Source organism: Streptomyces sp. NPDC059866 (genome assembly GCF_042731325.1).
Lineage (GTDB): Bacteria > Actinomycetota > Actinomycetes > Streptomycetales > Streptomycetaceae > Streptomyces > Streptomyces flavusporus.
The window spans coordinates 118,839-138,129 of the sequence record NZ_JBHWJT010000017.1 but is presented as its reverse complement, the minus strand read 5'-3'; the positions used below and the strand labels follow the sequence as shown (position 1 = coordinate 138,129).

The following is a 19,291-nucleotide window of genomic DNA, read 5'->3' as shown; positions in this document are numbered from 1 at the left end:
GGGAGCGCTCCCAGAGACGGACGCAGCCATGCTTGTCGGCGGCATGACACCCCGTCAACGGTCCGGACGGGACTGGTTCCCGCCCGGACCGCTCATCGGTTCAGCTCGTGGGGACCTCCAGCTTGCTGATCCGCACCGCCCCGCGGGCCTCCCCCGGGTGAGCGCTGGTCAGGGTGAGCCGCAGCCGGGAGCCGCGTACGGCGTCGAAGGTGACGACCGTCGGCGCGTCCGAGGCGGTGGCCCAGTCGACGACCGCCCCCTCGACCGGCACGTACCTCCGGCCGTCCCAGACCTCGGCCTCCACCGACGCGGGCAGGGTGTGCGTCGCGTCCACGGTGAAGGAGACCTCGGCCCGGTCGATGGTCCGCGTCCGGCCGAAGTCCAGCGAGACCCAGTCCTCGGCCCGGGCTCCGTCGACGGCGGGGAGCAGGGCCGTGGCCGCCTTGTGGAAGCCGTTGGACCAGCCGGTGGCCGGGTCGCCGTCGAGCATCGCGGCCGGAAGGGTGTCCGGACGGCCCGAGTAACTGGCGTCCGCGTGAGGGTGGTTCGGGGGCGCCGGGTAGTCGGGCTCGAAGACCGCGGCCGGGGTGAGCGCGGCCGACCGGGCGGGAGTCGTCCTCACGGGCAGGCTGCCCGTCCGCAGGCCTTCGGCCCGTGCGGTCACCTTCAGGGAGCCCGGCTTCGTACCGGACCGTACGATCGCCAGCGCCTTGCCGTGGAAGGCCGTACGCGTGCTGGCCTGGTAGCGCTCGGCGCTCTCCTCCCGCCCGTTGTCGAGCCCGGCGAGCGAGCCGCCCGTCACCTCGAAGGAGATGAGGTCCTCGGCGTCGGGCACCACCACACCTCGGGCGTCGACGATCTCCGCGGTCACGAAGACCAGCGAACGGCCGTCGGCGGCCAGGGACTTGCGATCGGCGGCAAGGCGTACGGCCTTCGGCGCACCGGCCGTGCGCAGCACATCGGTGGCGACCACCTTGCCGTCCCTGCGTGCCACCGCCTTCAACTCCCCTGGCCGGTACGGCACTTTCCAGGTGAGGTGGAGTTTGCCGGCGCTGCCGTTCGGGCTGGTGTAGCTGCCGGGGCAGGGACCGTCGGTGAAGGTCTTGTCGTCGCCGGTCGCCTCGGTGGTCTCCAGGTAGACCCGGCCGTCGACGGTCTTCTTGGTGTCGAACGTCCGGGTGCCGAGGGACTTTCCGTTGAGGAACAGTTCCACCGTGTCGACGTTGGAGTACGCCCACACCTCGACCGTGTCGCCCTCCGCGTGGTTCCAGGTCATCGGCAGCAGATGGACCATGGGTTCGCTGATCCACTGGCTCTGGAAGAGGTAGTACATGTCCTTCGGGAAGCCGGCCGTGTCGACCGCGCCGAAGAAGGACGCCTTGACCGGGAAGACGTCGTAGGGCGTGGGTTCGCCGATGTAGTCGATGCCGGACCACAGGAACTGCCCGGCGAACCACTTCCGGTCCCGGTCCTTCTTGTGCCCGTACTCGCCGCTCATGGTCCAGGAGGCGAGGTTGTTGTCGTACGACGAGGTCGCACGCTTGCCCGGCGTGTGGTTCTCGCCCGTGTTGAGGCGCTCGGGCTCCTGGTAGGTGCCGCGTGTGGAGGTCTCGGAGGACGACTCGGATTCGAAGAGGAACAGGTGGGGATAGGCGGCGTGCAACTGGTCGACGGACTTGGCGGTGTTGTAGTTGAGGCCCAGCCCGTCCAGCTTGGCCAGCATCAGATCGGCCGCCGAGCCCTTGGCCGGCAGACGGCGGTACTTGTCGGAGCCGATGACCAGCGGGCGGGTGTCGTCGGCGGCCCTGATGGCGTCGATGACGCGGTCGGCCATGGCGAGCCCGGCGGTGGAGGTGGAGTCGGGGACCTCGTTGCCGATGGACCACATCAGGACGGCGGGCGAGTTGCGGGCCGCGAGGACCATCTCGGTGGCGTCCTTCTCGCCCCACTCGTCGAAGAACCGGCCGTAGTCGTAGCGGTTCTTGCCGGTCCGCCAGCAGTCGAAGGCCTCCACCAGCATCACGATGCCCATCTCCTCGCAGACCTGGATCATCTCCGGGGTGGGCGGGTTGTGGGAGGTGCGGAAGGCGTTGACGCCCATCGACTTCATGATGGTCATCTGCCGGCGGATCGCGTCGATGCTGACGGCGGCGCCGAGGGCCCCAGGTCGTGGTGGAGGTCGACTCCCTTGATCTTGTTGTGGACGCCGTTGAGGTGGAAGCCCTCGTCCGGGTCGAAGCGGAAGGTGCGGAAGCCGAAGGTGGTGCGACAGGTGTCGCTCGTTCTGCCGCCGACGCGCAGTTCGGTCTTCAGGGTGTAGCGGTGGTGCGGGGTGCCGAAGTCCCACAACTTAGGCTCGGGAACGGTGAGTTCATGGGTCCCGGTCGCCTTGTCGGTGACGGGGACCGTGGAGGACGTACGGGCGACGGTACGGCCGCGGGGATCGGCGATCCGCGACACGATCTCGACGTCCGCGCCGCCGCCGGAGGCGTTCACCACCGAGGTCTGCACACGTACGACGCCCCGCTCCTCGGTGATTTCGGGAGTGGTGACGTACGTACCCCAGCGCTCCACGTGCACCGGCTCGGTGACAACGAGACGGGCCTCGCGGTAGATGCCGCTGCCCGAGTACCAGCGGCTGCTGGGCAGCCGGTTCTGCACCTTGACCGCGAGCACGTTCTCGGTGCTGCCGTCGGTGTGCACCAGGTCGGTGAGGTCGAAGGCGAAGCCGGTGTAGCCGTAGGGGTGGCGGCCGACCTCCTTGCCGTTGCAGTAGACGTACGAGTCCATGTAGACACCGTCGAACTCCACCGAGATCCGTTTGCCCGTGAGGGCGGGCGGCAGGGTGAAGGTGTGGCGGTACCAGCCGAGGCCGCCGGGGAAGAAGCCGGTGCCGCTGGTGGTGCCGTGCTCGGTGGTCGGGGCGGACTCGATGCTCCAGTCGTGCGGCACCGCGACCTCGCGCCAGCCCGAGTCGTCGTAGCCGGGCTCGGCGGCGCCGGCGTACGCGCCGGTCGGGTCGGTGATGTCGCCCGGGTTGACCAGGGCGAAGCGCCAGCCGTCGCGCAGGGCAAGGGTGTGGCGGCCCGTGACCCGGGCGGCGCCCTCGGCTGCCTGTGCGCCCGGCGCGCCGAGCAGCGCTCCGGCGGCCGGTGCGGCCGTACCGGTGATCAAAACCGATCTGCGAGTGACCGACATGCGGCTCTCCCTCATCAGGGCCCAGAAGTACTCACAACTGATCGTGAACAAACAGATTCTGACGGGCTGCCACACAGGCCCGTCAAGGGTCGGGTGATGTACTTCTGCCCCAGATGTCACATCGGCCGGATCTGCCTCTTGACCGCAGTACCCGGGGTGGCCCCGTGCCCGGTACACACGGGACCACGACGCACTAGGCTGGAACTGAAGTGGCCCAACCGTTCACTGTGCGTATGCGCGATGGAGTGACGACGATGAGCCCGGTCTATCCCTTCGACGAGGCCGCCACGGCCCGGGCTGTCATCGACCGCGACGGCACCGTGACCGAGTGGGGCGAAGGCGCGCGGCGGCTGCTGGGCTGGACGGCCGACGAGGTCGTGGGACGGCCCGCCGCACAGCTGATCGAGGGCACGGCGCCGGCTCTCCGTAAACCCCGCTGCGACGGAACGCTCACTTTGCGCCACCGGGACGGCCGTACGGTGTCCGTGTGGCTGCTCGCTCACCATCGGCAGCCACCGGACGGCGGCACCGACGACTGGCTCGTCGTGACACCTCTGGAGGGCGACCGGGACCGACCGGCCGACGATCCGCTGGAGAAGGCCAGCCTCCTCCAGACTCCCTGCGCCGTCGCGATCCACGACGAGCGGCTCCGGGTGTACCGGATCAACGCCGACATGGCCGCGTTGATCGGGCTGCCCGAGGAGCGCGTCCGGGGGCTACGGGTGCCGGAGTTCCTCGCCAGAACCCAGGGCGAGGAGATCGAGCAGCAGTTGCACCACGTGCTCACGACCGGCCGGGGGCACGATGTCCACACCCACGTGCCGCTCGGCGACGACGGCCGGGTCGACGCCCGGCTGGCCCGGATGGCGCCGATCACCGACGGCACCGGGCGGGTGTGCGGTGTGTGCGTCGCCGTGCACGACTTCACCGAGCAGTACCTGGCACGCGAGCGGCTCCACCTGGTCAATGAAGCGAGCATCCGCATCGGCACGACACTCGACGTCATCCGGACGGCGCAGGAGCTGGCGGATGTCTGCGTTCCCTCCCTCGCCGACTTCGTCAGCGTCGACCTGCTGGACCCGCCGGAGTTCGGGGGCGAGCCCTCCGCGGAGCCGCCGACCGCGCCGATCACCCTGCGCCGGGCGGCCCATCAGTCGGTCGATCCGGACAGCTTCGAGGCCGTGGTCCCACTGGGCCAGCTGGACGTGTACCCCGCCTCCTCACCCCAGGCCGACTCCGTGCTGGCCGGCCGGACGATCGTCGCGCAAGCCCCCTCAGACGACTTCACCCAGTGGTTGACCTGGGACAAGGCCCGTATGGAGCGGGTCAGGGGGTACGGCATCCACTGCACGATGTCCGTGCCGATCCGGGCTCGCGGCACGACGCTGGGCGTCGCCGTCCTCACCCGCTTCCGGCGCCCGGCCCCCTTCACACCGGACGACCAGCTCCTGGCCGAGGAGATCACGGCACGCGCCGCCGTCTGCATCGACAACGCCCGCCGCTACACCCGCGAGCGCGAGACCACCCTCGCCCTCCAGCGCAGCCTGCTCCCGCAGACGCTGCCGCGCAGGGCCGCCCTGGAGGCGTCCTCGCGTTACCTTCCGGCGGCCCGGGCCGAGGTGGGCGGCGACTGGTTCGACGTGATCCCGCTGTCCGGGATGCGGGTCGCCATGGTGGTCGGTGACATCGTCGGCCACGGCATCCGGGCCTCGGCCACGATGGGCCGGCTGCGCACGGCCGTGCGCACGCTCGCCGACATCGACCTCGCCCCCGACGAGCTGCTCACCCACCTCGACGACCTGGTCGTCCGGCTGTCGGAGGAGACCAGCACCGACGTCGGCGACCCCGGCGAGGTCGGCGCGACCTGCCTGTACGCGGTGTACGACCCGGTGTCCCGGCACTGCACGTTCGCCCGGGCAGGGCATCCGTCGCCGGTCATGGTCCTGCCGGGCGGTGCGGCCCAGGAGGTCGAGCTGCCCGCCGGTCCGCCGCTGGGCCTGGGTGGGCTGCCGTTCGAGGCGGCCGAGCTGTACCTGCCCGAGGGCACCGTGCTGTCCTTCTTCACCAACGGACTGATCGAGTCCCACGATTGGGACGTCGAGGCAGGTCTCGGACTGCTGTGCGAGACCCTCTCGGCGTCCACGGGGTCACTGGACGAGACCTGCGACCGGATCCTGCACACCCTGCTCCCCACCGGCAGCGCCTGCGACGACGTGGCGCTGCTGCTGGCGTGTACCCACGGGCTGCCGGAGTGGCAGGTCTCGACCTGGGACATCCCGGTCGATCCCGCCCTGGTCGCCCCGATCCGCAAGCAGGTCACCGACCAGCTCGGCATCTGGGGGCTGGTCGAGGCCTCGTTCGCCGCCGAACTGGTGGTCAGCGAGCTGGTCACCAACGCCATCCGGTACGGCTCGCACCCCATCCGGCTGCGGCTGATCCACGACGAGTCGACGCTGATCTGCGAGGTGTCCGACGCCAGCCACACCGCGCCGCACCTGCGCCGCGCGAAGATGTGGGACGAGGGTGGCCGCGGGCTGTTCCTGGTCGCCCAGGTCACCCAGCGCTGGGGCAGCCGGTACACGCCCGAGGGCAAGACGATCTGGGCGGAGCTGAACCTGCTCACGCAGGAGTGAGGTTTTCCGGCCCCGGTTCGCATCGGGCGCCCGGGACGGGGCACAAGGAGCCCGTACGTACGCATCGGCGAACGTCCGGGAGTGTTGAGGAACATGACGCCCACGTCCCCGTCCGCACGCCCCTTCCCCTCCCTGCGCCGGGCGGCGCTCCTCGCGGGCTTGGTCACGGTGCTGGGCCTGCCGGCCGGCTGCGGCGGCGAGGCCGACGGCACGACGAGCGGCCCGCGGCAGCCGACGACGGCCGCATCCGCCCCGGACTCCTCGTCGGCGAGCCCTCCGAGCGACGCGAGCGCATCCACCGAGCCCGAGTCCGCCCCCGGCACCCGCTGCCACACCTCGGAACTGCGCGCCTGGGCCGGCCGCAACAACCCGGGCGCCGGGCAGCGCAACTTCCCGATCGTCCTCACGAACACCTCGTCGCGCATCTGCACCCTGTACGGCTATCCGGGCGCCGCCTTCGTCGACGCGTCCGGCCGGCAGCTGGGGCCCGATCCGGAACGCGAACCGGGCTCACCCGCCACGGTCACCCTGGCACCGGGCGACAGCGCCTGGGCCGGACTGTCGTACGCCAGCCCGGAGATCAGCGGCGCCCGCACGGCCGAGCCGGCCGCACTGCTCGTGACCCCGCCGGACGAGCGGGATCCGCTGACGGTGAAGTGGACCGCCGAGGAGGTGCCGGTGGCGGGCAACGAGTCGGAGATCTCCCTCACGGTGTTCCAGGCGGGTACCGGAGCCTGATCCGCCGGACAGGCCCTGAGCGGTTCACCGGTGCTGCGCGCGGTAGGCGCCCGGCGGGGTGCCGTAGCGCTCGTGGAACACCCGGTTGAAGTGGAACGGGCTGGCGAAGCCCGAGGCCGCGGCCACCCGTTCCACGGACAGGTCGGTGCCCTCCAGCAGCCGGGCCGCGTGCCGCAGGCGTGCCTCGCGCAGGACCCGCATCGGTGACTGGCCCAGCTGCTGGGTGAACAGGTGCGCGAACCGGGAGGGTGACAGGGCGACGCTGCCGGCCAGTGAGCGGACGGTGTGCGGGGCGCCGGGGTCGGCGGCGATCAGCGCCTGGGCCCGGCGCACCCGGGAGTCGACACCGGGCGGCGGCGACGGTGGGCGCGCGGCGGCGGCCGTGAGCAGGACGACCTCCTCCAGGGCGCACAGCGCCAGCTCCCGGGCGGCGGTGCCGTGAGCCACGGTGACCCGGTCGTCCGCCGGCGCGGTGGCGGGCGGGGTCTCCGCACCGGTCCAGCGGGCGTCGGCGAGCATCCGGCGGAAGGCGGACTCGACGCGGCCGTGCAGCCCGGCCGGGACGGGGTTGACGACGTACACGCCGTCGCCCACGTCGTACGGGCGCAGCCAGGACGACCAGGTCGGCCGGGCCGGGCAGTGCGCCCACCAGAAGCGCCAGTGCGACGCGCCGGGCGCCACGCCGTAGCCCTGCCGCACCCCGGGGGCGAGCACCACCAGGTCCCCGGCGCCCGCCCGCGTCTCGGCACTGCCCTGGCGCAGCCGGCCCTGACCGCCCGTCGTCCAGGTGAACAGCCAGCTGTCCGACCCGCGTGGCCGGTCGATGGCGTAGCCCTGAGACTGGTCGAAGTGGCCGACCACCACCAGTCCGGGCGGCGGGGACGGGACGCCGTCGCCGGCAGTCCCGGGCAAGTCGTCAGCGCTCATGGGCATCCTCCCGGACCGCGCGTCGGCCTAGCGTGATGGACCAGTGACACCTCACCGAGGAGTGGACGCATGACAGCCACGGATATCGGCGCCGCCGGTTCTCCCATCCTGACCCAGGAGGGGCGCGCACGGTTCGAGGAGGACGGCTTCACGGTCGTCCGGAAGCTGTTCGGGGACGACGAGATCGACCGGTTGTGCGCCGAGTTCGCGGCGCTGCACGCGGCCGGGCCCGTGCCGGGGCACTTCGAGCCCCGTGCGGTACCGCCCGGCGCGCCCGAAGATCCACTGGCCGCCTGCCCGAGGGTGATGCAGCCGCACGAGATCAACCCCGTTGCGCTGCGTTTCCTGCTGGACCCGCGGCTGCGCGGGGTGCTGGAGACGCTGTTCGGCGAGGAGGTGCTGGCCGCGCAGAGCATGTTCTACTTCAAGCCGCCGGGTGCGCGCGGCCAGGCGCTGCACCAGGACAACTTCTATCTGCGGGTCGAGCCGGGAACCTGCGTGGCGGCCTGGGTCGCCTGCGATGTGATCGGCCGGGACAACGGTGGGCTGGAGGTCGTGCCCGGCACGCACCGGATGGACATCTTCTGCCCCGAGGAGGCGGACGCCGAGGTGTCCTTCGCACGGGAGTACGTACCGCCGCCGCCCGGCCTTGCGACGGTGCCGGTCGACATGGAGCCGGGCGACGTCCTGTTCTTCAACGGCAGCCTGGTGCACGGCTCCGAGCCGAACCGCACCGAGGACCGCTTCCGCCGCTCGTTCATCGGCCACTACGTCGGCCGCTCCACCGAGCGCATCGGCGGCTACTACCGCACGCTGACGATGGACGCCGAGCGCGTGCCGCTGCCGGAGAGCGAGGGCGGCGGCCCGTGCGGCACCGAGTTCGCCCCGCCCGGGCCGCACTGACGACGCCGCCCGTCAGTGCCCGCTGACGGGGTGCGGCGTGTAGGGCTGCTCCAGCTCCTCGATCTCCTTGCCGGTCAGCTCCAGCTCGACGGCGGCCGCGGCGTCATCGATGTGGTGCGGCTTGGGGGCACCGACGACCGGCGCCGTCACCGTGTCCTGGTGCAGCAGCCAGGCCAGGGCCACCTGGGCGCGGGGCACGCCGCGGTCGCCCGCGATCCGGGTGACGGTCTCGACGATCGTGCGGTCGCCCTCCGGGTAGAGGCGGCTGCCGAAGCCGTCGGCCGCGCTGCGTTCGGTGGTGGTGCCCCAGTCGCGGGTGAGGCGGCCGCGGGCCAGCGGGCTCCAGGGCAGTACGCCGACGCCCTGGTCCGCGCAGAGCGGCAGCATCTCGCGCTCCTCCTCGCGGTAGAGGAGGTTGTAGTGGTTCTGCATCGACACGAACCGGGTCCAGCCGTGCAGCCGGGCGGTGTACTGGGCCTTGGAGAACTGCCAGGCGTACATCGAACTCGCCCCGATGTAGCGCACCTTGCCCGCCTTGACCAGGTCGTGCAGCGCCTCCATCGTCTCCTCGATCGGCGTGTACGGGTCCCAGCGGTGGATCTGGTACAGGTCGACGTGGTCGGTGCCGAGGCGCTGCAGACTGTGGTCGATCTCGGTCATGATCGCCTTGCGGGACAGTCCGCCGCCGTTGGGGCCGGGCCGCATCCGGCCGTGCACCTTCGTGGCGAGCACGATCTCGTCCCGGCGGGCGAAGTCGCGCAGTGCCTTGCCGACGATCTCCTCGCTGGTGCCGTCCGAGTACACGTTCGCCGTGTCGAAGAAGGTGATCCCGGCCTCCAGCGCCTGCCGGATCAACGGGCGTGAGGCCTCCTCGTCGAGGGTCCACTCGTGCACGCCGCGGTCGGGAAGGCCGTAGGTCATGCAGCCCAGACAGATCCGCGAGACGTCCAGGCCCGTGGAACCGAGCTTCACGTACTGCATCGTTGCTGCTCCTGCCGTCGGAGTGGGGTCCGGGCCGAGCGTACGGCTTCGCGCGCACTCCAACCGGCCGGGCGGTGCGACGACCCGCGAGATAATGCCTGTGGCGCAACATCGGCCGTCGTGGATGAAACTCTCGCCTGTCACTGTTTAACCTCGGTGCCGGTGAGCCGTGTCGGACGGCTCCGGAACGCGACGATGGGACGGTGGCCATGCCCCTCGAGGGTGAGTACGAACCCAGCCCGACGCAGTGGGTGCGCGAGCAGGTCGAGTTGTACGAGAGTTCCGGCGGCACCAAGGGATTGACCCTGCAGGGCACCTCGATGCCCGTCATCGTGCTCACCACTCGGGGCGCGAAGAGCGGCAAGATCCGCAAGACTCCGCTGATGCGCGTCGAGCACGAGGGACGGTATGCCGCCGTCGCCTCGCTGGGCGGGGCGCCCAAGCATCCGGTCTGGTACCACAACGTCAAGGCCGACCCGCATGTCGAGCTCCAGGACGGCCCGGTCAAGCAGGACATGACAGCCCGTGAGATCACCGGCGCGGAGAAGGCCGAGTGGTGGGAGCGCGCCGTGGCCGCCTATCCCCCGTACGCCGAGTACCAGACGAAGACGGACCGCGAGATCCCGGTCTTCGTCCTCGAACCGGTCGACGGGGACTGATCCCGCCGTCTCCCCGAGAAGATTCGGAGATTTTCGTGCCCGGGGTGCATGAAGCGCCGTACGGCGGGCACCCGCAGTTCAGGCCCCGCCGCGTTCCCCCGTCGCGGCGGGGCTTTCCTGTGTCTCCCGCGCGGGCCGGTCGGTCACATCGAGGAAGATCTGGTCCGCCTCGGGGACCGTGCGGGCGATCGACCCCTTGATGCGTACGGCCACCTCCTCGACCCGTTCGCTGTCCAGGCCCGGCACCAGGTCGATGCGGGCGGCCACCAGCGTGGAGTCGATGCCGGTCTTCATCGTGAGCAGCGCCTCCACGCTGTCGATCTCGGGTTGCGCCTGCAGCAGCGCCCGGATCCTGCCGCTCGCCTCCGGGTCGGCGGCCTCGCCGATCAGGTGGTCGCGCGCGTCCCGGCCGAGTCGATAGGCGACGTACACCAGCAGCGCGCCGATGGCCAGCGAGGCGGACGCCTCCCACACCACCTGGCCGGTGACCAGGTGCACCGCCATACCGGCGAGGGCGAGGGTCACCCCGAGCACCGCGGTGCCGTCCTCGGCGATCACCGTGCGCAGGGCCGGATCGCGCAGGCCGTCGGCGGCGCCCTGCCCGTGCAGCTGGTGCAGGGCCCGCAGCAGGGAGACGCCCTCGGCGAGCAGAGCGACGCCGAGCACGACCATGCCGGCCACATAGCCGCCGAAGTTCTCCTCGGTGCCCCTCGTCAGCGCCTCGAAGCCCTGGAAGAAGGAGAAGCAGCCGCCCATGACGAAGATCCCGACGGCTGCCAGCAGCGACCAGAAGAACCGTTCCTTGCCGTAGCCGAAGGGGTGGCGCCGGTCGGCGGGGCGACGGCTGCGGCGCAGGGCGGCGAGGAGGAAGACCTCGTTCATGCTGTCGGCCACGGAGTGCGCGGCCTCGGACAGCAGGGCGGGGGACCCGGCGACGAGTCCACCGACCGTCTTGGCGACCGCGATCACCAGGTTGGCCGCCAGCGCCACCAGCACGGTCAGGCGCGTCCTGCGGTCGGCCTCGGGCGCCTGCCCGCGGTCCGGTGTGCGGTCCTGGATTCGGTCCGGGGTGCGGTCGTGCTGTGCGTCCGTGGTTGTCCCGCTCATCATCGCCGACTGCCCCGGTCGGCACGGGTCACACCGTGCTGTGAGCGGAAAGGGGGGAACTCGGGGAACCAGGTGGTCAGCACATGCTCCCTCGGGAAGGAGACAGGTCATGAGTGCCGGGGGCGACGGCAACAGCGCGTACGGCAGGAAGTCGTTCCGGCGGTCCAGGAGCCACTTCGCGGACCGGATCACCGCGGACGGCCGGGACGGCTGGCCGGTGGCCGCGGCCCGCTACCGGCTGGTCGTCAGCCGTGCCTGTCCATGGGCGAGCCGGGCGGTGATCTCCCGGCGACTGCTGGGGCTGGATGCCGCTCTGTCGCTGGCCGTCGCCGATCCGATCCAGGACGACCGCAGCTGGCGCTTCACCCTGGACCCGGACGGGCGGGACCCGGTGCTCGGCATCCGCTTCCTCAGCGAGGCCTACGACAAGCGGGAGACCGGCTACCCGGGCGGCGTCAGCGTGCCCGCGATCGTGGACGTACCCACCGGGCAGCTGGTCACCAACGACTACCAGCAGATCACTCTGGACTTCGCGACCCAGTGGACGTCCCTGCACCGGGAGGGAGCACCCGACCTGTACCCGGAGCGGCTGCGCGACGAGATCGACGAGGTGATGGCGGACGTCTACGAGGACGTGAACAACGGTGTGTACCGGGCGGGCTTCGCCACCGGGCAGGCGGAGTACGAGGCCGCCTGCTCGGACGTCTTCCGGCGGCTGGAGCTGCTGACGCCACGGCTGGCCCGGCAGCGCTATCTGGCCGGCGACACGATCACCGAGGCGGACATCCGGCTGTTCACCACGCTGGTCCGCTTCGACGCGGTCTACCACGGCCACTTCAAGTGCAACCGCTGGAAGCTGACGGAGAACCAGGTGCTGTGGGCGTACGCACGCGATCTCTTCCAGACGCCCGGTTTCGGGGACACCGTCGACTTCGACCACATCAAGCGGCACTACCACCAGGTGCACACCGGCATCAATCCGACCAGGATCGTGCCGCTGGGACCGGACCTGTCCGGCTGGCTGACCCCGCATCACCGCGAGGAACTCGGTGGCCGTCCGTTCGGGGACGGCACACCGCCGGGGCCGGTCCGTCCGGGTGAGGAGGTCCCGGCCGCCGGCCGTCCCTGAACCCCGCAGCCGGCGCAGCCCGTACACCGACAACCGAGGAGACCACGGTGGCCAAGAAGAGCAAGAAGAAGAAATTCCCCCTCGCCTACCAGCCGGTCGGATGGGTGCTGGGCTATGCGGGCGGTGCGCTGGCGGGCCTCGCCTTCCGCAAGACGTGGATGGCGCTGCGGCACGAGGAGGACGCGCCCGACGCGCTGGACCCGGACCGCGGCTGGGGGGAGATCCTGCTGGCCGCCGCCATCCAGGGAGCGATCTTCGCGGCGGTGCGCAGCGCGGTGGACCGCACGGGTGCCAAGGCCATCGCGCGCTCGACCGGCGTGTGGCCGACCAAGGAGAAGGGCGGCCGGGACTGACTGAAGGCCTCAGCCCTGCTTCGGTGCCACGGCGGCCGTGCGGCGCATGGTGAAGGAGTGGCCGGCCGGGTCGGCGTACCCGCGCTCCTCGTACGGGCCCTGCGCCTCCTTCGTCTCCAGCGGCCGGCCGCCGAGCCCGACGATCCTGCGCTCGGCCTCGTCCAGGTCCTCCACCTCGAAGTCGAGATGGGCCTGGAGCGAGTTCTCGGGGCGCGGCCAGCTCGGCGGCGTCGCGTTCATGTCGCGGCGGAACGCGAGCCGGGTCCCGTCGGCGCCCCTGATCTCGACACGGTTGGCGGTCGCGTCCGTCTGCTCGCCTTCCAGCAGTTCCGTGTAGAACACGGCGAGCTTCTCCGGCTCGGCGCAGTCGAGCACCACGAAGCCCGCTTTCACCAGTGGCATGGTTCCTCCGCAGGGTCCGGGGCGCGGGACGGTCCTGTCCCCGCCCTGTGCCCCCACGGGTGTCCCGGTCGTACGGTTTCAGTCCGCCACCAGCCACTTCCCGTCCCGCATCAGCTCTCGCCCGTCCAGTTCGCCGGCCTCGCGCCAGGCCTGGATCCGGGTCGGCCGCACCCTGAAGTACAAGTAGGGCGTGGTGAGTTCACGCGGGTCGAAGCCGGTCTTGGCCGCGAAGCGGTCGCCCTCCTCCTCGGAGAGCTCGGCCAGGGTGACCGTGTCGACCGTGCCGTCGACCATGACGACGTCGCGGGTCGGGCCGATACCGAGGCGCGTTCTGCCGGTCGCCCTCAGGTTGCGGCCCGCCGGGCCGGCGCCCGGTGTGGCGGAGGTCGCCGAACTGACCAAGCTCCGCCCACCGGCCGCTGCCGCGGCGCTGCAGAAGCTGACGGACGGCCGGATCGCCGCCTTCGACAGCGAAAAGCGCACGTACACGCTGCTCAACGACACTTTCCGGCTCGCAGTCCAGGCCGAGGTCAGCGTCTCCGGCCGGGGCAGCGGAGACGGGGCGGGCTCCTACTTCCGCCGTGGTCGGCTCACGTCCATTCCGGGCAAGGCGGAGGTACGCAGCCGTGTTCTGGCCGTTGTGAAGGACTCGTTCGAGCCGGCGTGACGTACTCCGAGGCCAAGGTCAACGCGATCTGCGGCGAATGGTTCGACGACTGGGTGAGCCTGCGCCGTGCCCTCGTGGACGAGGGTCTGTTGCGCAGAAACGAGTCCGGCACCACCTACGAGCGAGTCTGACGGATGGTGCGCGTATCGGCCGGCGACGCCCGCACACCCGCGGACGCCACCGCGCGGCTCTGCAACGCGCTTCGGCACGTACCGGCCCCTCGGCCTCGGCCCAGTCAACTCCCCCGGCAAGGGCGGCCGGTCTCGTCCCGGCGGGCGTGGAACCGGTACAGCCCGGCGAGTCCGGAAGTCGGCTTCACGCCGGCTGGTCCACTCGAAGAAGTCCCGCAGGTCATGCGCGCTCGGCTTCCAGTGCCCCTTCCACGCGCTGGGCGACCGGGCCGTACGCGACGCGCTGGACGCGATCGAGGCGGCGCGTGCCGCCAACGGGCCGAGCGACACGCGGCCCCACCTGGCGCATCTCCAGGTCGTCCAGCCCACCGACGTGCCGCGCTTCGCCCGGCTCGGGGCAGGCAGCGACTGGCCGGTGAGCAGCCCCGATCCGCTGCACGGCATCCATGTGGCGGTCAACCGGGTGGCACCGGACGGGGCGACACGCCGGTGTTCCTGCCCGGCGAACGGATCGGACTCGCCGAGGCGTTGACCGCCTGCACGGCGGGCTCGGCATATGTGAACCACCTCGACGACACGGGCGAGGCCCGCCCGGAGCGCTCGCGGATCTCGTGGTCCTGGACCGCGATCTGTTCGACGGACCGGTCGAGGCGATCGCCGAGACGCGTGTAGCTCTCACTTATGTCGGGGGCGCGCGAGTATACGCAGCTCAAGAGGCTTGAGCAGTAACGGAGATCACGGTCCGGTTACGCGTAGATCATTTACGCTCTGGGCAGTCTCGTACCGCTTCCCGGTTCAACTTTCGTATGGCGAAGCTCAGTTCGAGTGCGCGGGCGGTCACGGTGACCGCCCGCGCGCAGGGGTGGGGACTTTGCGCTGCCGTCTCCCGAAAGGAAACGCATGCCGCAGGACGTCCGGTTCGATCTCCCCTTCGACAAGGGCGGGCCGTTCATGGGAGGCCGCCGGCGGTGTCGCGGATGAATCCGGCCGACAACCACGGCCGATCGATTCCGTTGCCAGGACCACAGCTTGAAGGGAGACCGGTGTGAATTCTCGAGTCGTAGGCGGTGGTCCGGAGATATCCACCGACAGCTTGATCCCGGCGCAGCCAAGCGCCCAGCTCCAGCCGGCGGAGGCGGGGAACGCCCTGGCCCGCCTCTTCGTGAAACACATCGATGGGTGCACGGATGAGTACCGAGATTGCCAGAACGCCGCTCAGCAGCGGCTGGACGCACTCGGGTCCCCCCACTCCAGCACCACGCTGCAGGTGGAGGGAGCCCTCCAGCTGGCGCCGCGCGCGTTCCTCCCGCCCGACGAGGAGGGTTACGCCAGGCTGAGGCGACTCGACGCCGGCCTGCGGGTGATCGAAGCGGCCTTCCCCCAGGTCAGCACCGATATCGAGGTCTGCCGACTGACCTGCATGATGCTGGAAGGGGCCTGGAGGAGCCGGGCACTCACCCCGCCGCGCGACGAGGAGCAGACAACCGTCTGCGACTGCTCTCTGTGCCGTCGGCTGCCCACACCGCCCGAACGCACGCTGGCTGACTACGGTTGGCGGCAGAGCGCCGGTCGGCCCCTCACCGTCAAGACCTGGCCGTACCACCGGGAACTCGACAGCGTCCTGACCGGTGGATGGGTCTTGGCCCGGCAGATGAACGACCTTGAACGAGACCTTGGCTACCGCCATCGCTTCGAGGACGACATCCTGCTCTTCCACGAATACAAACGCGTGATCGACACCATAGACACCACGCACCTCACCCAACTCATCGAAGGCCGCCTGGCCGAGAATTTCAGCACCAACACCGCACGGGCCCTCGTCTGCGGACTCTACGCAGCCCATAAGCGATCCGTGGACGAGTACTGGCTCCAACAGCACCACGCGGGCAGCGTCGTACTCCCCCAGACCAACCCGCTCAGCCAGAGCAGCTACTCACTCCTGCAGATGATGGACTGCCTGTTCTGGCACGTCTCGCCCGACACCGAACTCTGGCAGGAAGAACACCTCGCCTCCCTGTTGCTGTGCCGCGTCGTCGACGACATGGTCGACGTACGCGCCGACGCCCTCACCGGCGAGATCAGCAACTTCTGGCTCGCCGACATGCCCTCCCACACCAAGGCCCTCTACGCTGCCGGCGCCATCGCCCTCATCAAGTACGGCTGCATGCCCGAGGCGCATCCCCCGATGTGGAACACCTGGCTGATGACCAGCACCATCGTCTGGTTGGGGCTCACGGGCCGCCACGCCCTGTGGTTCGACGGCATCACCCAGGGCCTGCCCCCGGCCCAAGAGTGCCCGCTGTGCGACCTTCAGCCCAACGCATGCACCGGCATCCTCACCCACGGCACCACCCTCACCATCTCCCCGCGGCCCACCGCACCGGCTCTGAGCGCCCGGACCGCCGAGCTGTCCGCACGCTGTCGGGCCCAATACCCCGAGACATGGCCCCTCTTCGACGCCGAGCTCCATGCCTTCGAAGCACTGCACGGCCCCTGGCACGGCAACATCGACAGCACATGGGAGATCCTGCGCCGTACGTACATCGCCGCCGTGGAGGCGTCCAATGCCGCACCGTCCACGGCCCGCGCTCGTGCTGTCCAAGAAGACTCCGGCGCAGTCGGATCCGAGTTCTTCTACGCCCTGCACGACCCGCAGACCGGGAGGGAGGACACCGCACTGCTCGCCTACATGTTCGGCTGTGCCCACCCGCATTTCCTCTGGAACGCCATGGGATACCGTCCCTCGGTCCTCGCAGGCGACTGGCTCGACGGCTGACGCCTCAATCCTGTTCCAGAAACCCAAATGACGCCGCTGCCCGGCCAGGTGATCCGGCCGGGCAGCGGCGTCTGGGGGCCTACACCTCGAACTCGACCGGCAGGCTGTCCAGCAGGGACATCCATGTGGCCGCGGTCGAGCCGAGCTCCTCCGGCGGCACGGCCAGGCGCAGGCCCGGCAGACGGTGCAGCAGGACGTCCACCGCGACCTCGATGATGGACATCCCGATGTTCTGCCCGGGGCACTCGTGCGGGCCCGCGCCGAACGCCAGGTGCGCATGGTTGCCCTGTACCGAGACATCCGGGTCGGGCCGGATCTCGGGGTCGAGGTTGCCCGGGGCGAGACCGAGAACGAGCAGGTCGCCCTCCTCGATGCGGTGCCCACCCAGTTCGACATCGCTGGCGGCGAAGCGCCCCGGCAGGACGGCGAGCGGCGGAGAGTTCCACATGGCCTCCTCCACCACCGCCGAGATGTTCAGCTGGCCGCTGATCAGCCCGGAGAGCCGGGAGGCGTCGGTCAGGACCAGCTCCAGCACCCGGGCCAGCAGGTTGGTCGTGACGTGCGCGGCGATCAGCACCACGCGCAGGTGGGCCACGACCTCGTCGTGGTCGAGCGCCGCGTGATGCTCCAGCAGGCCGGTGGCGAGGTCGGAGCCGGGTTCGGACCGCCTGCGCTCGGCGAGTTCACCGAAGATCTCCCTGATCACGCCGTCGTGCATGACGGCGTCCTCGCCGCCCTTCATCACCTGGGCGCAGGACTCGACCAGGCGACGCCCCTCCGCCTCGGCAAGCCCCAGAACGCGGGCGATCACGAGCATCGGCAGCAAGTCGGCGTAGTCCGCCACCAGATCGGCGCGGCCGGAGTCCGCGAACGCGTCGATCTGCTTGTTGGCGAAGTGCGTGGCGTGGCGCCGGACACCGCGGCCGGCGGCGGACTGCAGCCCGTCGCTGACGGCACCACGCAGTCGGCGGTGAGCCTCGCCGTCCTGGGACACACAGTCGGGGCGCCAGGCGAGCATCGGAACCAGCGGAGAGTTGTCCGCGACCCGGCCCTCCCGCCAGTCCCGCCAGATCCGCGCGTCCCGGGGGAAGTGGAGGGGATTGTCGAGCACTCGCCGGCTGTCCCGGTAACCCAGTACCAGCCAGGCGGGGATGTCGCCCTCCAGCAGCACCGGCGCGACGGAGCCGTGCTCCTTGCGCAGCCGCTCGTAGATGCCGCGCGGGTCGGTCGCCGCCTCCGGCCCGTACAGCCGGGTGAGCTCGGTGTCATGGCCGAAGGGGCAACCGCGCGGTGTATCGGGATCGTTTAAGGGCTGGTCGTTCATCGGGACTCCACTGCGACGGCCGAGCGTTCCTTCAAGTGACGTATCAGGGCGACGAGTACGTCACGGCTGGAGGTCCGGTCGCGGGCGTCGCAGGCCACGATCGGGGTGTGCGGGGAGATGTCGAGGGCGTCCCGGATCTCCTCGACCGGGTGTTCCTTGGAGTCCGGGAAGACGTTCAGGGCGATGACGAACGGGACGTTCTGCCGCTCCATCTCCTCGATCGCGCGGAAGCTGGAGGCCAGTCGGCGGGTGTCCACCAGGACGACCGCGCCGAGTGCGCCCTTGAACAGGCCGTTCCACAGGAACCAGAACCGCTCCTGGCCCGGGGTGCCGAACAGGTAGAGGACCAGGCTCTCGTTGAGGCTGATCTTGCCGAAGTCCAGGCTGACGGTGGTCTCCGTCTTGTCGGCGACGCCGATCAGGTGGTCGACGTCGGCGCTGGCCTGGGTGAGGGTCTCCTCCGTGGTGAGGGGCTTGATGTCACTGACCGACCGGACCATGGTGGTCTTCCCGGTGCCGAAACCGCCGGCGATCATCACCTTCACCGAGCGGGTGTCCCCGGCCGCCGGCCGGCCGGGTCGGTCAAAGCCGTTCAAGTCCACTGAGTACCTCCTCAAGGAGCGCGAGGTCGGGCCCGCGACCGGCGTCGTGCGCCGGGATGGGGTCACGGGCTTCGACGCGGCCTGCTTCGAGCAGGTCCGCCAGCAGCACCGCGAGAATGTTGAAGGGCAGTTGGAGATGGGCGCCGAGTTCGGCCACCGACAGCGGCTCGCGACAGCGCCGGAGGATCTCCGCGTGCTCGTGCTGCATGCCCGGGGCGGGGGCGGCTCCGGAGACGATGAGGGTCGCCACGTCGAGGCTCGACGCCGAACCGCCCGGTCCGCTGCGCCCCCCGGTGAGGACGTAGTAGCGCTCGAGACCGGACGGGTCCGTCGGCCGGCGGGGAGCACTCATCCAGAGTGCTCCTCCAGGCGCGGAGTGGTGCCGAGGAGCTCACCCATTCTGCGGGCCAGATCCCTCATCTGGTGTCCGAGCAGGCCCTGGTCGAGGCCTTCGCGGGCGAGGACGCCGAGATACGTCTCCAGTCCGGCGCGGACGACGAAGAGGTGACCGCCGTCGACCTCGATCATCGCCAGCCGCAACTGCCCCGCGTAGGCGGGGAACTGCTCGGCGACCGGCTGGGCCAGGGCCTGCAGGCCGGCCACCACGGCCGCGAAACGGTCCACGTCGTCGGGGTCGTCGGCGCCGTAGGAGGTGATGGCCTTGCCGTCGCTGGAGGCCACGAGGGCGAAGCGGATCTCCTGGATGCTCTCCACCAGATCACGGAGCGCCCAGCTCACGTCGGTTCCCTGTTGCGTCATGG

Annotated in this window: 15 protein-coding genes and 4 pseudogenes; 9 read left to right on the top strand and 10 right to left on the bottom strand. The window is 70.5% G+C overall.

Annotated features, from left to right (window positions below; all coding sequences use genetic code 11):
- Positions 1-100 precede the first annotated feature (100 nt).
- Positions 101-3,198, bottom strand: a pseudogene (locus ACFV7R_RS26280) (glycoside hydrolase family 2 TIM barrel-domain containing protein).
- Between the two features lie 254 nt (positions 3,199-3,452).
- Here ACFV7R_RS26280 and ACFV7R_RS26275 point away from each other — a divergent pair.
- Positions 3,453-5,831 carry a SpoIIE family protein phosphatase gene (locus ACFV7R_RS26275; RefSeq protein ID WP_385267647.1) on the top strand — a complete coding sequence of 793 codons (2,379 nt, stop codon included), beginning with the start codon at positions 3,453-3,455 and terminating at the stop codon, positions 5,829-5,831.
- 93 nt (positions 5,832-5,924) lie between these two features.
- Positions 5,925-6,569, top strand: a complete 645-nt coding sequence (locus ACFV7R_RS26270) for a DUF4232 domain-containing protein (RefSeq protein WP_385267645.1) — start codon at positions 5,925-5,927, stop codon at positions 6,567-6,569.
- 24 nt (positions 6,570-6,593) lie between these two features.
- Here the strand turns inward: ACFV7R_RS26270 and ACFV7R_RS26265 are convergent, their stop codons facing one another.
- Positions 6,594-7,496 carry a helix-turn-helix domain-containing protein gene (locus ACFV7R_RS26265; protein WP_385267643.1) on the bottom strand — a complete coding sequence of 301 codons (903 nt, stop codon included), beginning with the start codon at positions 7,494-7,496 and terminating at the stop codon, positions 6,594-6,596.
- A 69-nt stretch (positions 7,497-7,565) separates the two neighbouring features.
- Between ACFV7R_RS26265 and ACFV7R_RS26260 the strand changes: the two genes are divergently transcribed.
- On the top strand, positions 7,566-8,399 hold the full coding sequence (locus ACFV7R_RS26260) for a phytanoyl-CoA dioxygenase family protein (RefSeq protein ID WP_385267641.1): 834 nt from the start codon (positions 7,566-7,568) through the stop codon (positions 8,397-8,399).
- Between the two features lie 12 nt (positions 8,400-8,411).
- On the opposite strand, the gene ACFV7R_RS26255 is transcribed toward ACFV7R_RS26260, so the two are convergent.
- Entirely contained in the window at positions 8,412-9,380 is a 969-nt protein-coding gene (locus ACFV7R_RS26255) for an aldo/keto reductase (RefSeq protein WP_385267639.1), read from the bottom strand.
- A 209-nt stretch (positions 9,381-9,589) separates the two neighbouring features.
- On the opposite strand from ACFV7R_RS26255, the gene ACFV7R_RS26250 reads away from it, so the two are divergent.
- Complete coding sequence (locus ACFV7R_RS26250; protein ID WP_385267790.1) at positions 9,590-10,039, top strand: nitroreductase family deazaflavin-dependent oxidoreductase; 450 nt, start codon at positions 9,590-9,592, stop codon at positions 10,037-10,039.
- Between the two features lie 78 nt (positions 10,040-10,117).
- Here ACFV7R_RS26250 and ACFV7R_RS26245 read toward each other — a convergent pair whose 3' ends face one another.
- Positions 10,118-11,146: a cation diffusion facilitator family transporter gene (locus ACFV7R_RS26245; protein ID WP_385267788.1), complete on the bottom strand. Its 1,029-nt coding sequence runs from the start codon at positions 11,144-11,146 to the stop codon at positions 10,118-10,120.
- A gap of 109 nt (positions 11,147-11,255) precedes the next feature.
- Between ACFV7R_RS26245 and ACFV7R_RS26240 the strand changes: the two genes are divergently transcribed.
- The gene (locus ACFV7R_RS26240) at positions 11,256-12,275 is read left to right on the top strand and encodes a glutathione S-transferase family protein (RefSeq protein ID WP_385267637.1); all 1,020 of its coding nucleotides are present in this window, start codon (positions 11,256-11,258) and stop codon (positions 12,273-12,275) included.
- 47 nt (positions 12,276-12,322) lie between these two features.
- Complete coding sequence (locus ACFV7R_RS26235; protein WP_129803329.1) at positions 12,323-12,628, top strand: DUF4235 domain-containing protein; 306 nt, start codon at positions 12,323-12,325, stop codon at positions 12,626-12,628.
- Positions 12,629-12,637: 9 nt separating this feature from the next.
- On the opposite strand, the gene ACFV7R_RS26230 is transcribed toward ACFV7R_RS26235, so the two are convergent.
- Complete coding sequence (locus ACFV7R_RS26230; protein ID WP_385267635.1) at positions 12,638-13,030, bottom strand: VOC family protein; 393 nt, start codon at positions 13,028-13,030, stop codon at positions 12,638-12,640.
- 78 nt (positions 13,031-13,108) lie between these two features.
- A pseudogene (locus ACFV7R_RS26225) lies at positions 13,109-13,411 on the bottom strand (pyridoxamine 5'-phosphate oxidase family protein); the annotation flags it as partial.
- On the opposite strand from ACFV7R_RS26225, the pseudogene ACFV7R_RS26220 reads away from it, so the two are divergent.
- From ACFV7R_RS26220 to ACFV7R_RS26210, 3 genes and pseudogenes are all read left to right on the top strand, one after another.
- Positions 13,398-13,828, top strand: a pseudogene (locus ACFV7R_RS26220) (DUF2087 domain-containing protein); the annotation flags it as partial. The pseudogenes ACFV7R_RS26225 and ACFV7R_RS26220 sit on opposite strands and share 14 nt — an antisense overlap.
- Positions 13,829-14,054: 226 nt before the next feature.
- Positions 14,055-14,550, top strand: a pseudogene (locus ACFV7R_RS26215) (amidohydrolase family protein); the annotation flags it as partial.
- 323 nt (positions 14,551-14,873) lie between these two features.
- Positions 14,874-16,604 carry a hypothetical protein gene (locus tag ACFV7R_RS26210; protein WP_385267633.1) on the top strand — a complete coding sequence of 577 codons (1,731 nt, stop codon included), beginning with the start codon at positions 14,874-14,876 and terminating at the stop codon, positions 16,602-16,604.
- A gap of 79 nt (positions 16,605-16,683) precedes the next feature.
- On the opposite strand, the gene ACFV7R_RS26205 is transcribed toward ACFV7R_RS26210, so the two are convergent.
- Genes ACFV7R_RS26205 through ACFV7R_RS26190 form a run of 4 tightly spaced genes read right to left on the bottom strand, consistent with a single transcriptional unit; the run spans position 16,684 to position 19,289 of the window.
- Entirely contained in the window at positions 16,684-17,928 is a 1,245-nt protein-coding gene (locus tag ACFV7R_RS26205) for a cytochrome P450 (RefSeq protein WP_385267631.1), read from the bottom strand.
- Positions 17,925-18,530, bottom strand: coding sequence for an ATP/GTP-binding protein (locus tag ACFV7R_RS26200; protein ID WP_385267629.1), 606 nt, complete (start codon positions 18,528-18,530; stop codon positions 17,925-17,927). The genes ACFV7R_RS26205 and ACFV7R_RS26200 overlap by 4 nt, the downstream gene beginning before the upstream one ends.
- On the bottom strand, positions 18,511-18,882 hold the full coding sequence (locus ACFV7R_RS26195) for a DUF742 domain-containing protein (RefSeq protein WP_385267627.1): 372 nt from the start codon (positions 18,880-18,882) through the stop codon (positions 18,511-18,513). The genes ACFV7R_RS26200 and ACFV7R_RS26195 overlap by 20 nt, the downstream gene beginning before the upstream one ends.
- Entirely contained in the window at positions 18,879-19,289 is a 411-nt protein-coding gene (locus ACFV7R_RS26190) for a roadblock/LC7 domain-containing protein (protein WP_385267625.1), read from the bottom strand. Before ACFV7R_RS26190 ends, ACFV7R_RS26195 begins: the two co-directional genes overlap by 4 nt.
- Positions 19,290-19,291: the final 2 nt, after the last annotated feature.